At 31.7% G+C, this 16,322-nt stretch carries 15 protein-coding genes; all 15 read right to left on the reverse strand.

The annotated features are described in order from the left end of the window. Nucleotides 1–32: 32 nt before the first annotated feature. Nucleotides 33–659, reverse strand: a complete 627-nt coding sequence (locus tag QBK95_RS15415; RefSeq protein WP_280935391.1) for a class I SAM-dependent methyltransferase — start codon at nt 657–659, stop codon at nt 33–35. 8 nt (nt 660–667) lie between these two features. Then, nucleotides 668–2,722 (reverse strand): DUF349 domain-containing protein, encoded by a 2,055-nt coding sequence (locus tag QBK95_RS15420; protein WP_280935393.1) that lies wholly within the window; start codon nt 2,720–2,722, stop codon nt 668–670. Between the two features lie 139 nt (nt 2,723–2,861). Further along, nucleotides 2,862–3,590, reverse strand: a complete 729-nt coding sequence (locus tag QBK95_RS15425) for a shikimate dehydrogenase family protein (RefSeq protein ID WP_280935394.1) — start codon at nt 3,588–3,590, stop codon at nt 2,862–2,864. Further along, nucleotides 3,587–4,615: a DUF368 domain-containing protein gene (locus tag QBK95_RS15430; protein ID WP_280935396.1), complete on the reverse strand. Its 1,029-nt coding sequence runs from the start codon at nt 4,613–4,615 to the stop codon at nt 3,587–3,589. The genes QBK95_RS15425 and QBK95_RS15430 overlap by 4 nt, the downstream gene beginning before the upstream one ends. 3 nt (nt 4,616–4,618) lie before the next feature. Continuing rightward, nucleotides 4,619–5,584: a DUF368 domain-containing protein gene (locus QBK95_RS15435; RefSeq protein ID WP_280935398.1), complete on the reverse strand. Its 966-nt coding sequence runs from the start codon at nt 5,582–5,584 to the stop codon at nt 4,619–4,621. A 191-nt stretch (nt 5,585–5,775) separates the two neighbouring features. Beyond that, a complete protein-coding gene (locus QBK95_RS15440) occupies nt 5,776–7,173 on the reverse strand; it encodes a tetratricopeptide repeat protein (protein ID WP_280935400.1) in 1,398 nt (465 codons plus the stop codon). A gap of 414 nt (nt 7,174–7,587) precedes the next feature. After that, on the reverse strand, nt 7,588–8,787 hold the full coding sequence (locus QBK95_RS15445) for an aspartate aminotransferase family protein (protein WP_280935402.1): 1,200 nt from the start codon (nt 8,785–8,787) through the stop codon (nt 7,588–7,590). A gap of 107 nt (nt 8,788–8,894) precedes the next feature. Beyond that, complete coding sequence (locus QBK95_RS15450) at nt 8,895–10,784, reverse strand: OstA-like protein (protein WP_280935405.1); 1,890 nt, start codon at nt 10,782–10,784, stop codon at nt 8,895–8,897. Nucleotides 10,785–10,929: 145 nt separating this feature from the next. Continuing rightward, the gene (locus tag QBK95_RS15455) at nt 10,930–11,775 is read right to left on the reverse strand and encodes a methylated-DNA--[protein]-cysteine S-methyltransferase (protein WP_280935406.1); all 846 of its coding nucleotides are present in this window, start codon (nt 11,773–11,775) and stop codon (nt 10,930–10,932) included. Nucleotides 11,776–11,856: 81 nt separating this feature from the next. Beyond that, nucleotides 11,857–12,387: a hypothetical protein gene (locus tag QBK95_RS15460; RefSeq protein ID WP_280935408.1), complete on the reverse strand. Its 531-nt coding sequence runs from the start codon at nt 12,385–12,387 to the stop codon at nt 11,857–11,859. A 37-nt stretch (nt 12,388–12,424) separates the two neighbouring features. Further along, complete coding sequence (locus tag QBK95_RS15465; RefSeq protein WP_280935410.1) at nt 12,425–12,955, reverse strand: hypothetical protein; 531 nt, start codon at nt 12,953–12,955, stop codon at nt 12,425–12,427. Then, nucleotides 12,952–13,443: a hypothetical protein gene (locus QBK95_RS15470; protein WP_280935412.1), complete on the reverse strand. Its 492-nt coding sequence runs from the start codon at nt 13,441–13,443 to the stop codon at nt 12,952–12,954. Before QBK95_RS15470 ends, QBK95_RS15465 begins: the two co-directional genes overlap by 4 nt. 48 nt (nt 13,444–13,491) lie before the next feature. Beyond that, nucleotides 13,492–13,920, reverse strand: a complete 429-nt coding sequence (locus QBK95_RS15475; protein WP_280935417.1) for a VOC family protein — start codon at nt 13,918–13,920, stop codon at nt 13,492–13,494. Nucleotides 13,921–13,940: 20 nt separating this feature from the next. Further along, nucleotides 13,941–14,816, reverse strand: a complete 876-nt coding sequence (locus QBK95_RS15480) for a transglutaminase-like domain-containing protein (RefSeq protein ID WP_280935419.1) — start codon at nt 14,814–14,816, stop codon at nt 13,941–13,943. 87 nt (nt 14,817–14,903) lie between these two features. Next, entirely contained in the window at nt 14,904–16,259 is a 1,356-nt protein-coding gene (locus QBK95_RS15485; RefSeq protein WP_280935421.1) for a S41 family peptidase, read from the reverse strand. Nucleotides 16,260–16,322 lie beyond the last annotated feature (63 nt).

The following is a 16,322-nucleotide window of genomic DNA, read 5'->3' on the forward strand; positions in this document are numbered from 1 at the left end:
AAAATAAACCTTTAATTGAAAAAACTAAAAGCTTATTTTTTAAATACTATTAGTTCCTTAGTTATAATAACATCAGAGAATTGATATTGTTTTTTAATCCAATGTAATGTTTCTTTTGTGTAGAAGAATACGTGAGTTGAGTCATTTTTATACCACCAGGAATTAAAATCTATGGAATCTTCATACAGATTGGTTTTGCAATATAAGTTTCCTTTTGGATTTAGAAGAGTATGTAATAATCCGAACTCTTTAGCTGGATTATAGAAGTGTTCCATAACTTCACAGCAAATGATGTAATCATATTTTCTCTCCAACGCCTGCTTGTTAGGGTCAAAAAAGGGGTCATAGGGTTGAACGTCATATCCTTGATCTTGTAACATTAGAGTAACGACAGGACCACTGCCACTCCCAAAATCTAATCCTTTATGTTTTTTAGTATATTTTTTTAGGACTGATTCGACTATGGGAGAAACGAAATTTCGATATCCAGTATCTGTTACGTCATTATTATGTGCTTGATATCTATTCTTTTCTTCTGTGTTAGAAAGGAAGTAGGAAGGATGTAACAAGATACCATTGCAATTAGAACAACGATGATATATTCGTTTATGTGTTGTCGAAAATTCTGCGGTTACTGAGCTACAAAGAGCACAATCCATAGGTGTGATTAGAGTTGTTTGATTTTTTGTAATTTATTTTTCCAAACTTGAAGACTTTCTCTATGCTTTTCGATATTTTTTTGCACTTCGACTATCAGAGGATTGTCATCTTTGGCATGTTTAAAGAATTGCAAATTGTTTTCTAACTGACGTATTTCATTATTAGCTTCATCGATTTTTTTACGAATAAAGTTTTGCTCATTTCTTAATGCTCGGTCATCAGATTGATTAGCAAGTGAACTAAGTTTATTTTCATATTTGATCATTTCAGTTTCTTGCCTGCTCAAATTAAGTTGTTCAAACAATCCATCTAATACTTTATTGTAATCGGACTCTATATTGCGTTTTTTATAAGGAACTCTTCCTATAGTTTTCCAGGTACTGATATTTTCCTTGATAGTGTCAAGATCATTTTTAGGGTCTCCAGATAGTTTTAGTTCTTTAAGTGCTTCTATGTGAGCTAGTTTTTTCTCATAAGATGCCGTTTCTTCTTTATTGGCTTCATTTTTTTCTGCGTGAATACGATCAAAATAAAAGTTACAAGCATCCTTAAATCTTTTCCAAATTCTGTCACTGTCTTTGCGAGGTACATGGCCAATTTTTTTCCAATCCGCCTGTATCTTTTTCATTAACGGAGTGGTAACAGAAAAGTCATCACTATCTTTATTGTCTTCTGCTATTTTGATAAGTTCCATTTTCTTATTCAAGTTGTCGAACTGATCTTTTTTAAGGCTTTTATAGAATGCGTTTTTATTTCGGTTAAAGTCTCTAACTGCACTTTTAAACTGCCCCCACGTTTCCTCATTTACATTAGAAGGGACTTTTCCAGCTTTAAAAAAAGCCTCTCGAAGCGCTTCTATTTCTTTTATTTTTTGTTGCCATCCACTATGGTTTTTAGGGTGATCAGATCCTACCTCAATTATTTTTGAAATAATATCTTGTTTAACCTCTAGGTTTTTTTCATAAATTTTATCCTGATCTTTGAAATACTGCTGGCGGTTTTCATGAATTTGCTTTGTTAAAGCACTGAATTTTTCCCAAATAGGTTCTCTATATTCTTTAGCAACAGGTCCCAAATCTTCTTTCCACATTTTGTGAAGTATTTGTAACTCTCTAAATGCTCTATTTACGTCTGTTTCTTGAGCTAATTCTGTTGCACGCTCAATAATTTTTAATTTTTGCTCGAGATTGTGTTTAAAATCTAGATCTCTAAAATCTCTGTTTAAATGTAGAAAGTCATAAAAGTTCTCAGTATGGTGGTGATAGGTATTCCAAACTGTATTGTATTTATCTCTTGGAATAGGACCCGCATTATGCCATTTCTCTTTGATCTCCTTAAAGTGATTATATGTTGAATTTATATTTTCTTCAACATTAAGCAATCCTTTGAGTTCATCAATTAAATCTAATCTCTTCTGTAAATTCGCCTGAAGGTCTTTTTTTAGATTTTGATAATAGGCGTTTCGTTTTTCTTTATAATCAAAATAAACCGAATTGAATTCTTTTTTTAAAGGGGTAGAATAGTAGAAGTCAATAATATTTCCACCATCAGCTAAAAATTCATCCTTTTTTTGTTCTGCTTCTTCGTTAAACTTAGCATTAAACTCATTTTTAATCTCTTCAACATGCTCCTTTATAGCCTGTATTTTCTCATTTTTTATTAAATTACGTAACTCAGCTATAAGTTCATCCTTATTCATGGCATGATAATCTTTTTTTACGATATCATGTCGCTCTAACTTGCTTTCGTCTTCACTATCTTTTGCTACAGCTTCATCCATTTCATTTTGGATTTCATCATCAGCTTCAGAGGTAACTTTGTCGCTCGTTTCTTCTACTTTAGTATCAGAATCTTCTACAGTGGTTACTACTTCTTCCTGAGGATTATTTTCCTTCGGTTCTTCGATATTAGAGTTTTCTTCAACTTTAATGTCTTGAGAATCTTGAGATTCAGTATTCGATACTATTGTTTCGGAATTGGATTTTTCTGAATTTCCCTCTAAATCTTTTATCTTATTCTCTTCATTTCCATCTGCCTGAGGCAGGTTATCGTGTGTGGACATTATATAAAATGTTTTTGTTTGTCTGAGCTTAACGATTGACTAAGATACTAACATCTTATATAAAGTCAAAGCAAATGGATGGTTTTAGGAATTAGTTAAGCCTAATCTGATTAGTAATTTTAAGATAAAAAAGCGGATATTATGAATTCCAGATCTCCCAGGATTTTTCAGCTTGTTGGATCAACATATTTAGTCCATTAGAGGTTGTAGCACCTTTTTTCTTACCTTTTTTCATGAAAGTTGTTTCTTCGGGATTGTAGATCAAATCATATAACACATGGTTTTCTCCAAGATATTCGTAGGGGATATCCGGGTGCCTGTCTGTATTGGGATGTGTGCCTAGTGGAGTGCAATTGATAATTAATTTAAAATCCCTAATAATATCTTCGTCTAAGTCCAGATAACTTAGTTCTTGAAAATCAGGATTTCTTGAAACAAATGAGTAATCTATGTGTAATTTTTTCAAGGAATAAGCTATTGCTTTTGAAGCTCCTCCAGTTCCTAAAATTAACGCCTTTTTAGTGTTCTCATTCAATAAGGGTTTTAATGATTCTGAAAACCCATAATGGTCACTATTATATCCTTTTAAATTTCCGTTCCTTTCAAATTTAACGACGTTGACAGCTCCGATTTCTTTTGCTATAGGGTCTAAGTTATCGAGATAAGCAATAACTTCTTCTTTATACGGTATTGTTACATTCATCCCTTTTATGTTGGGATTTTTAATGACGTCTGTTAGTTCCTCTATTTTTTTAAGATCAAAGTTTTGATACTGATAATCTAAGTTCTCTTTCTTAAACTTGTCAGAAAAGTAGTTTCTGGAAAAGGAATACCCAATATCCTTACCCAGTAATCCATATATATTCATTTTGAAGAAGTTTTTAAAGTTCTCTCGCCATACCATTCTAGCCATAAAACGATTGCAATTCCAACCAGAATAAAAAAGAGCGCTATGTATGTTGGTGCTATTGTTAAGTCGGGTAGATAACGATCATAGTTGTCAAGAATCGGATTGCCTTGTGCATCCATTAAAATTTCTCCTACATCATCCTTTTTAAACATTTTATGTTTCCATGGCCAAACCACACCTAGAGACCCTGTTATAAAACCAATAATAGCAGCAAATGTTGCGTTTTTATAATGTTTTAATACGTATCCTAAAAAATGAGATAGTGTAACTAAACCCGTAATAGATCCGAGACTAAAAACAATAAGTACTTTAAGTAATCGTATTCTATGAGTGTTATCCATAAATGAAAAATCCCATTGTAATAGATCGGCAATTGTATCATATAAGGCATTCACTGAATCTACTAATAATAATACATAGTTCCCGAACAGTATTAAAATAAAAGAACCAGATAATCCAGGTAAGGTCATTCCTGAAACTCCAACTATGCCACAGAAAAACACAAAAAACAGATTGTCATTTTCTTTAGCAGGTTCAAGCAAACTAATACTTATTCCTACGATAGTTCCAATAATAATAAAACATATATTGCGCCTGCTCCAGTCGTCGAAATCTTTAACAATATAATAGATAGATCCTATGATCATTCCAAAAAATGCAGCCCAAACATATAATTCATAATGAATAATCAGGTAGTCAAGAATTTTAGAAACACTAAAATAGCTGATAAGCATTCCTAAGATTAAAAGAGCAAGAAAGCGACCATTTATGTATCTCCAAAAACTTTTAAATCTAAAATTTATAAAAAGTTTAAAGGCTTTAAGGTTTATTTTCTGGAGTGAATGGATGAATTCTTCATAAAAACCGGCAACAAAAGCTACAACTCCTCCAGACACACCAGGAACTTTATTTGCTGCTCCCATAGCCAAACCTTTAATGACTAAAAAGAATTTATCGCTAAAAGTTCTAGTGTTTTCTGCCATAGATTAGTCTTCTTTTTTAATAGCAAGACGCTCTAAGATAAGGATTAATAAAAAGCCAACTACAATAAAAACAAGAACCCACAGAATTCTTGGATCGCCTTCAAAATTATTGGGCAGTATGCTTCTTTCAATAAAAGGAACTTCTATGCCTTCAGAGTTTGTTCTCCAAGAGAGTACTTTTTTCCAGGGCCAAAGTTTATTTAGTGACCCAACCATAAACCCTGTTAGTATAGCTAAAGTGGTGTTCTTGTGATTATTAAACATCCAATTGAGTACTTTAGAAAATAACTTAAGTCCAGCGATTGCACCAACAGCTATAATAAGTATTTTATAAAATGCTTGCCAAATCATTTCAAAGTTCATGGATGTTAATCCTTCTCTAAATTGATTTAAGATGTCTATAAAGGTTTGATAAGCTCCTAAAATCAAAAGAATAAAAGCTCCTGATACTCCTGGTAAAATCATGGCAATAATGGCAATAAATCCACAAAAAAGTAAATACCAAAGACTTTCTGGAGATGCAATAGGGTCTGCTATTGTAACAAAATAGGACACAATCGCAGCTAAGATAATACTAATAAAAACTTTTGGACTCCAAGAGGTTATTTGTTTACCGATATATAAGATACTTGCTAATACTAGTCCAAAGAAAAATGACCACAGTAATAATGGTTCATTATGTAAAAGCCATTTAATCAATTTGGCCAAAGAAAGAATACTTATCGCTATACCTAGAAAAAGAACTAATAAAAAGGAGAGATTGTATTTTTTCCAGGCAGTAACAAATCCTTCTTTTTTCCAAATTTTAAAAAAACTAAGCTCTAATGCGTTAATTGTAGAGATGAGTTCTTCATAAATTCCAGAGATAAAGGCGATGGTTCCTCCTGAAACTCCTGGAACGACATCTGCCGCTCCCATAGCAATCCCTTTTAATGAGATAACTATGTAGTCCTTAAGACTTCGTTGCATTCTATTTTGTTTAGCAATTGTTATACAAACAAATGTATGTATTTTTTTGTATTAATGTACAGGGTAATTCATAGTAAATTAGCACAAAAACAGCTGCCTGAGTTTTCGATTTAGCGGCTGTTTTTTTAAAGAGTTCTATAAATGTTTAGAATATGTGCTAAAAAGAGAATGTAGCACATAATACATATATTTTACGCTTTATATTGAGATATTACGTTTTGTACTAAGGTAAGGTTATATACTTTTTTGAATAATTCTTCTAAAACGATCGTATACTCTACATCTATTTCGAGTGCTTTTCTTAAATGAAACTCTCCTTTACTATACTCTTGTTTTTCATAATGTAATCCAGCTAGTCGATATTGTACTTCAGCATTTTCTGGATAAAACTCTATTGCCTGATGCATATTTTGGATAGCAGCATCTGATTCTCCTATAAATTTTAGGATATCAGAACGATTTAACCAAGTTTCTAACTCGTAATTACCTAACTCTAGTGCTTTTCTATATCCACGTTCTGCTTCTTCAAAAAAGGCTAACCTGTTATTGATTTTAGCATAACGTTTCCAGTATAGCACATTTTCTGCATCGATACTAATAGCTTTATTTGTATAATATAATGCTTTCTGATAATTACGTTTTCTCATATAGAAATCTGTAATTGCGATCCAACCTTTATCTAATAACGGGTCTTCATGAACGGTTTTAGAATAATGTTGAATTGCAAGATCATCACTTCCTAATTTTTCAAAACATTTTCCGATTCGTAATAACGCAAAAGAAGTAGGATCATCTAATTCTAAGGTAATTCTATAATTTTCTATTGCTTCGTTATATCTCTTTAATTTCTCAAGTACTTTTCCTTTTTCTAAATATGCTCCAATAAAATATTCATCACTTATAATTGCGAAATCAAAAGCAGCCAATGCTTTTTCGTAATCTTTAAGATCAAAATATTGTTTACCTACTTGGTGCCAGGCAACTTCAGAATATGGGTTTTTATCTAAAAATATATTGAGGTAAGAGATTGCTTCTTCGTGTTGCTCTAAGAAATCAAAACAATAGATGATGTTGTATAAAGCCGAATAATCTTGATTATCGACTTCAAGACATCTCATAAAGTTTGTTTTAGCATTTTCAAAATCATCCATAAAGAGATATTCCATCCCAATAAGCGAGTAAACATCAGCTTCATCAGCAGTATACTGAAGTGCCGTGCTTAATAGCTCGATTGCTTTAATATGATCATTCTGCTTAGATAGAATGTTTGCTTTTTGGATATAAATCTCTTCATTTTCAGGTTCTAATGCATGTAGCTGAGCTAATAGTATATCAGCTTTATCCAAACGGTCTTCGAAAACGAGAATCTCAACTTGTAATAGTTTTAAATTTACAGAAGAAGGATGCTGAGAAAGGCTTAAAGAAATTGCTTTTTTAGCCTTAGCAATTTTTCCGTTTTCCAGATAATGATGAATAATAGATTCAAATTCATCAGAGTCAAAAAATTTAACATCATTAGATCTCAACATAGACTCGTAACGAGTTATAGAGAGATTATTTTCTTCGAATTCTTCATGATTAAATTTCATCCAGTCATGTTTATTTTAAATAAATATCAGATGGAATTCGCATATCTATCATTTCTATATTTTTGAAATTCTTAGCTATGCTCATTTCATACACGTTGATTAAAGTCGCTTTATAAATCATAAGTGTACTGTAAAACCTTTTTTGTCTTCCCCAACAGTTAAGAGTAGTACAAAACACCATTACTTAATTTATTTTTTAGCATTATTGATTTCCTCTGATTTAAAATTACAAATGAAATTGCACCATAAAACTTAAGAAACCAATTGTTTTTAACAAACTAATTAACAAAATGTGTACCATTAATAATTAACGGTTTAACGTTTGTCATTTTATAAGCCACTATAATGTAATTGAATGAATAATGTGAGAAGATATGTTATTAAATATAAGAAATTTAAATCAATTTTCTATAACTACAAGGTGAATTTTTCGCTTTTCTGGACTTGATTTAACACCTCAATAATGATCTGACACCCTTCTTTGATTTCTTCTTCTGATATAGTGAGAGGTGGTGTAATACGTATAGCTTTGGGTTCGAAAAGCAGCCAAAATAGGATTAATCCTCTATCTTGACAACCTAATATAATTTCATTAGTAATTTCGGTAGAAGGAGTTATACATGCTAACATTAATCCGATACCTCTTATTTCTTTTATTAAAGGGTGTACAAGAAGTGATCTAAAGATTTTTTCTTTTTGTAAGGTCTCTGCCATAACGTCACTTTCGTTGATTTCCTGTAATGTTGCCAAAGCGGCAGAAGCTATGACTGGATTACCTCCAAAAGTAGTTATGTGACCAAGTTTAGGATGGTCTTGTAATTGATTCATCATTACCGAAGATGCGGTAAATGCTCCTATTGGCATTCCGCCACCCATTCCTTTACCCATAACAAGAATATCAGGAACAATATCATAATTTTGAAATCCAAATAATTTGCCTGTACGCCCAAACCCTGGTTGAATTTCATCTAAAATTAATAGCGCTCCCACCTCATCGCATCGCTCGCGCACTTTTTTTAGGTAATCATCTTTAGGCATTATAAACCCTGCGCCACCTTGTATGGTTTCAAGGATTACGGCCGCAGTTTTTTCTGTGATTTGCTGTAAATCTTCTTTATTATTAAATGTGATAAAAGAAATATCAGGAATTAGTGGTCTAAAAGCTTGTTTTCTTTCTTCATATCCCATAACACTCATAGATCCCATTGTGTTTCCGTGATAAGCTAGCTTTGCAGCAATAATGTTACTTCGTCCTGTTACTCTACGAGCTAATTTAAGGGAACCTTCAATTGCTTCCGTTCCTGAGTTTGTTAAATATGTTTTTTCTAAAGGATCAGGTAGGAGTGAGGCTAAAAGTTTTGTAAGCGATACAGCAGGTTTTTGAACATACTCCCCATAAACCATTACATGAAGATATTTATCCAATTGTTCTTTGATTGCCTGAACCACTCTTGGATGTTTATGTCCTAAGCTGCAAGCAGATACTCCTGCTACAAAGTCAAGATACTTTTTGTTATTAGTAGAATAGATATAACTTCCTTCTGCATGAGATATTTCTAATGCTAATGGATGTGGAGTTGTTTGTGCCTGATATGTGTAGAAATCTTTTTTCACGCAAGTAAATTTAAGTCAAACTATTATAGAATTAATAATTTGATATTCAAAAATGATGCATTAATAACTGCGTAAGGTCGCAAGATTGTATTATCTAGGTATTAATGTCATTTATTTTTACTGATACTATCTTGTGTTTTTTTATTCTTTAAAGTAGTAACAGTAATACTATCTCTTTGTTTGGCAGTACGATTAAGATCTGGGTCTACAAAAGCAATTTTCTTAGGCTTTTTCTGATTTTCTGTAGTATCCTTTTTCTTTTTAGTCTTAATCTTTGGCTGAATCTTCTGTTTTGTTTTAGGGATAGAATCCAATTCTTCATTGGTTTCTTTGAGTTCAGCGTCTTTAAGTTGTTGTTCTAATAGACGTGAACCTTCGCCCTTATTTTCTTCGAGACGTTTAATAGTTTCTTCATCAAAGAAATCATCATCTTCTACAGGCAATGGTAATCCTTTTATTTTGATTAATTTAGGAGGTGTTTCTCCTCTAAAAAGATCTTTTTTACTTAGTATTTGTTCATCTCCACGCCAAATAAACCCTGATAGTTCTCTAGCATTTTCTGGTAAATCTATTTCACGATATAGAGTTCCGTCTATATTTTGATAGTAGTATACATCTACAATTTCTTGTTGTTCAAGTAAAAGTTTAATTGAGCTGGACAGTACTTTGTTAATACCTATAAGTTTTAGTTCTCCTTCACTTTCTCTTTGATAAAATATCGTTTCTGTGTTCTTATCTATATCTACTTGATAAATTTCATTGTCCTTAAACAAGCCATAAAGTGTTTGACCTTTTACTTGATTGTACCCAGCTTTTAATGTGTCCTCTTGTACTAAAAAAGCATTTTGGTACACAATAAGAGAATCTAGTTTTTCGGTTTCTGTATTTGAGATAATTTTTATAGTATCTCCAGTCATTTGATTTCTTTGTGACCAAATTATGGGTCTACCTATCATTTTTGTATATCCAGTAGTTTGATCAACATTAATAGAATCACTCTTACCGCTCATGTTACTTTTATAAATCCGAACATCATAAAAACCATTCATGATTCTACGATCAGGTTTACCTGTAACCATAAGTGTATCACTATGGATATAAACAGAGTCTTTCTCTTGCAAGGTTGCTGCTAGTGCTCTTTTAGTAATAAATACAGAATCTTTATCTTTAAATACTTCAGCATAATGCCCAGTAATTACAGAGTTATTGGCAGTATCTAATACTTTGATGTTGTTTGTAGCCGATGCAAATTGAATAGCACTATTATAAAAGATACTATCACCAAAGACGGTGCGATTATCATAATCTATTAGCGCATTTTTGATGGCATATCCTGTTTTTACTTTAGTATCATAGAAACCACGCTCGCAGTATAAGGTGCTTTCTTCTCCTTTTACGGTAGATGGTCCATAAAGATACGCATGTCCATTATCAGTGTAATAATCTAATCGATCAGAATCCACTGTGTTTTCTGGGTTGACAATTTTTACTTGTGTATTAAACGAATATTGTTTTCTATCCATAAAATACCTCCCAATTTTGCTGGTCAATGTGTTGGAAGAATCTTTTACCGTTCCTCCACTTCTATAATAGGCTTGCTGACGTAGACGGTCAAAAAATAAAGTATCAGTTGTTAGGGTGTTTGATGGAGTTTCTAAAAATACTTTTTCTCTTGCATATGCAAACTGGCTATTGCCATTATATTCTGCATAAGCACTAGTCATCGTAAGGGTGTCACCTTGTTTCATTTTTACATTTCCATAAGCTCTAACAAACTTATCTTCGCCATAATGTACCGCTTGATCACACCAGATTTCTATACCTTCATGCTCAATATAAACCTGTTTATTTACTTTAGCAAGAATAGTAGCACCTGGATAAAGTTCTTCATTTTTGATAGTACGATCAGATTGAACCTTTATTTTTTTACCTTCTTGAGCACATGTAATGCTGGAAAAAAATAGGATAAAAACTATATAGAAAAATGTATTTTTCAAGTATTTGATATTTGTCTGCAAAATAACGAAAATTGTATGTAATGATTGTATTGGATACTCTAAAATAAAATTCTCCAAGCATATATAAATACTAGAGGCTTTTAGTTTTGTTGCATTTTTTTATCCTAAAACCATTTTATACAGATCATGCGATCTGTTTATTCTTTAATTGCACGCTTTCATAACCTATGATTGCTGTTTTTCTATCGCTGCCCCATCGATAATTTCCTAAATGTCCAGTTTGTTTTATTACCCTATGACAGGGAATTAGATATGCAATAGGGTTTTTTCCTATAGCTGTACCTACAGCACGTTGAGCATTTGGCTTATTGATTAAGGAAGCAACATCATTATAAGCTAATAATTGAGAAGATGGTATTGATAGTAAGGCTTTCCAAACACTCAATTGAAATGGAGTTGCTTTTAGATCCAATACAATTTGTTGGGTAGGGATTTTCCAACTTGAAAAATAGTCCATAACTTCTGAACCATATGTCCCAAGTTGATGCACAAAATTTGCTTCTGGATATTCGGATTGCAATAATGCTAATGGATTTTTTTTATCATCGATAAAAATGAGTTTACAGATACCGATATGAGTTTCTGCGATTAATACTTTTCCAAAAGGCGAATTGATGATATAATACTGTATTGTAACATCTTTTCCTCTTTTCTGAAACTCACCTGGTGTACAAGCTTCTATTTTTATAAAAAGATCGTGCAATCGTCCATTGCCAGAGAGTCCTACATCGTATGCGGTTTCTAATGTAGATCTTCCTAGAGAAAGACTTTCTTTAGCGTGCTGTGTAGTGATGAATTGTAAAAAATGCTTAGGGCTTACTCCTGCCCATTGCTGAAACACTCTTTGAAAATGAAACTTGCTGAGATTGACGCTATCTGCAATTTCATCAAGATTGGGTTGCTGTTGATAATGTGCATTGATATATCGGATAGCTTCTTTTATTGTGTCAAAATGATAATGATTTTCCATAGCTCAAAAATACTATTGATTTCTTTTTTTATCAATCCGATTATTGCTGTTTTTTTGGTAAAACAGATATAGATGTAATCATTATTGTTGGATCTTTTCTATCTCGGATACTCTAGTTGCATATGTACGTATGATAGTATTTTTATTCCAATCTTCATTTTCCGTTTTTCCACGCCCTAGCGATGTAAAGGTAATTACATTATTATCTTTGATATAGAACTCGCAGTTCCATTGCATTTGCTCAAAACTATTCATTGGAACATAATTTTCAGTTTCTTTAGCATAGATGAGTTTTCCATTCTTTTCAAAATATATTTCTTGAAAATATGTAGATTTTGAATGAGATTCTATTTGAAGAATTCTATTTCCATTTTTTAATTCACAGATCTTCCAGAATTCTGTTTTACCATTAAAATTAGTAATCCCGTTTTTAGTATAAGAAGAACAATTACTATAGTTTTTGGTAAATTCAATGTTGATGGAATCCCGAATAGTTTCTTCTAATTCTTTTTGATTTTGAGAGAAACTAATTGTGACAGTACCAAGAGTAACTACTATTGCTAGTAGTATATTTTTTATAGCAATGCGCTTACATGAGGTTGTTAAATCCATACGGTTATATGATGATTAGACGTTAGATTTATAGAACTTACATTTTAGATATATATTCTTTGGGAATCGGATTTTCTTTGGTTTCTTGTGTCCAATAGATATTTATAACCCACCATCTATTACCATCGTTAAGAAGTTGTATACTATTAATACCTCTCATAAAAGGTTTGTTATCTGTTTCACTTTTAAAAGATTCATAGGTGCTAAAAACCTGCGTAATGTTACCAAATGTATTTGTGGTTCTATTGATTTCCTTTTCAAAAAAACCATTTTCGATTAACCACGCACCTGAGCTCATAATGTATTCTTCGGGAGACATGTATCTAACATTAAAAACACCGTTTTTGTTTTTTCCAGAAGGTATGAGTTTGGCATCGGGTTTAAATAAAAATTTGAACAATTCCCAGTTTCGTTCTTCTCCTTTTTTACCAGAAATCACATTATACAATGTTTCTATAGTGTTATCCATAGTTTGTACTTTGTCTAGATAGTTCTCTTTAGATTCTTGCCCTTGCACTACTATAACTGTGAGACAAAATAGTAGTATTGTTATTAGTTGTTTTTTCATTGCTTTGATTTTGTGTCTAACATGGCTGATTGACCGCTTAAGAACTTCCAACCATCTTTACGTTTAATAAATGTTCCAGATTCTATAATAGAGATATCCGATCTAGTTCCTGCGGTGTCAATCATATAACCACCTACAATTCCTGAGTAATTGGCTGTAGTTTTACTTAAAGGATAAATCTTTAAAGTATCCCAATGGAACTTTATAGATGTAAAGCCCTTTGCATTTGCTTGTAAAATAGTCTTTACAGAATCATAAGATAATGCGGATGAATATCCAGGTGGAACCCAAAAAAAATCAGAAGAATTATCCAAATACTTAAACTCTGCAGTCAAGCCTTTTTTAGAAATATCATAATGATATTTTTCTAACATTAATTGTATTTCTTGAACAGACTTCTCTTTTTCTGCAATATTAAATTCATTGTTTTGAGTGCAAGAACTTATACCAAGAAATAATATGAGTAAAATGATAATTTGTTGTTTCATTGCAATTTGGTTTACAGTATAACGCAACAGTTTTTTATTCTTGAGTGTCTATTTTTCCTGATAGATGATAATTTGTAACTCATCAGGATCTCTTACATAAAGATATTTAGATCCCCAAGGACGATCAATAGGCCCCTTTGCTTTCCATTTCTTATGTAGATGCTCGGACCAATATGCTATATTATTTGTTTTGATCTGAATATCTATTTTATCATTCTCGATTTTTCTACTAAAGGATTGTTGAAAATAATAATGACCTTCTTTTATTTCTGATATTTCTAAAAAGGCATTACTGTTTTTATCCCCAAATCGAAGAATGCAACCTCTGTTCTCACTACTATATTCTTCTGCTATTGATAGTTTAAGTATTTGAGTATAAAAATGTTTTGAGGCATCGTAATTTTTGGTTCGTATAACAGTTTTTAAGCTTAATAAATCAATGGAAGTAGGTGATTCTTTTTCATTTTTGAATTCCATAATTTATCCTTTTTTAGATCCTATAATATCGTAGGTTTCTGATAAAAATCCTTAAGATTATGAGTGTATCTTAGATGATCCATTTTATTAATAACTTGAAAAACAGTAGGGTTCTTTTCATTAATCGGAACCAGCATTAAACTACTTTTTTTATTGCAGTTCACTCTTTTTTCTGAGGAATCAAATCGAACATCAAAATAAAATAAATACTTAGCAACCCAATTTATTTTTTTAAGAGCTTCTGTAGTATCAAATGTACCACTTAAATTTCTTAATTCAATTCTTTCTTTATGATTGACAATTGCATTTTTATATTCTACTGCATTTAGAGGAACTCCATCCAAAAATGGGATATAATTAATTTGACCATCCATAAATACCCATTTCTTTAATTCTGGAATATAAGCTTCTGATACAATATGACCAGCTCCATATGTTGTTGTTTCTACATCTTTGGTTTTAATCCCTAATGTTCTTGTAGGGATTCCTATTGAATTGAGAGCTGCAGACAGTACAATGCCATATTCAACACATCTAAATTTCTCACCTTTTTCTGCTTCTTTTAGGATGCTTATCACATCATTCTTTTCTGGTCTGTTATTTCCATCATGTTTCCATCGACTGTTGGTCCAATTTAGTAATATCAATGATTTTTCTATGTCACTATTTCCAGTACTGATTAACTCTTTAAGTTTGTACGTTTTTTTTAATTCCAATAACTCTTTATTGGTTTCAGGGTTTGGAAAAATCAGATCACACATTGATTCATCCTTAGACTCTATATCGAAAGTTACCGCAATGATTTTACTACTTGGGTATTTGTTGCTAGCACAGGAATTTAATACTAAGAGTGTTATTAAAATGATGTTTAGTTTTCTTATAATAAACCTAGGCATATAAATTTGAATTCAAATTAGAGATATACCAACAATATTATTAATTTTTAACAAGTAAATTATAATATTCTATTGTTCTTTTTTTGATCATTTAGAAACTTTTATAAGTTTCATAGGAGAATCAATTCCTATAAGTTGTATTACATTTTCATTCTTGTCCAAAACAAAACGAATCCGTTCCTTAATATCACCAACTTTAAAGGTGTGATTTTCAAGCAGCGTTAACTCCATTTTACCTCCTTTTGATTTCATTTGCCCATATAAAAGATTATTTTCCATCGTGATAGTTATATGTATATTACCTGCTTTATAGATGCCAAGATATTTAGAATACACACTAGTATCAATGGTTTTGTTGCTTTTAGGAGTGGATATAAAAGAGATTAAATGGTCGTAGTTAGAAGGATGTATTTTTCTTTTATTATTCTTTTTAGCATATTCTAAAGCCAATTTATATGCTTTAGAAAAAGCTTCTATACTTGTAGCTGAAATATGCGGGATAACTCCTGTTTTTTCAAAACTAGTTTTGGTTATAGCGTTAATCGTTTCTTCGCTAGATACTTGTATGGTAAAGCGATCATTTATTTCATGATGTGATGCACCATTACCAGCTCCAGCAGTTGTTTCTCCGATTATTGTGGCTCTATCCAAATGCTTAAGCATATAAGCAAAAGACTCTGCAGCTGATCCAGTATTAGCATTTACCAGTATGTATAATTGGGTGTTAGGTAGTTTAGTTCCTGTAATGTTTGGATCAGTAGAAATTCCGTAAGTATGATTGTGTAATGTACATCTATAATCCGAAAGGTGTATCGGTTCTTTAGTGTCAAAAAAATAACTAATATAATATGCTACCATATCCTCAAAACCGCCTCCGTTATTTCTGACATCAATGATAATGGCATCTGTGTTTTTTAAAAACTCTATAGCATTCGTAACTACTGGTCTTATGCTATCTAAATGTTGATGCTGTGTAAAGTGCTTAATTTTAAGGTATCCAATATTACCATCTAAAACCTTCATTTCGTTTAAACCATAATTCGTCCAAATCCCTGTTTTATTTACTTGTATTGGAGGAGAATCACTAGTAGTAAGTTCTCTTGGAGATCTATAAATCATATTCATATGTAAATCACCATTAATCGCTCTTAGATCTTGACTTAGTGAATCTGAAAGAATTTGTGGATTGGTAATAGTTGCATAATGACCCTCTTTATTTTTGTTACGAATGTGGGTTACAATTTGGTTTGCTATTTCTGGTTTAATATAATACCTAGGTACTATTTTCGATATTGAATCTATAATAGTATTTAGTTCATAAGCGAGTACAGGTTTTACTGGGTTTTGCTGGCCATATACTTCTTTGGGTACTGTAGAAACTATGGTCGTTATAAGAAATGTAAATAAAAATTTAGTAGCTACGTTTTTAGGATTGATTTTCATAAAACTCATGTTTTGATGGCGTAAAAATAGTAGTACTCAAGCATCAAAAATAGAATGAAATTA

The organism is Aquimarina mycalae (assembly GCF_029906345.1).
In the GTDB taxonomy this organism is placed as follows: domain Bacteria; phylum Bacteroidota; class Bacteroidia; order Flavobacteriales; family Flavobacteriaceae; genus Aquimarina.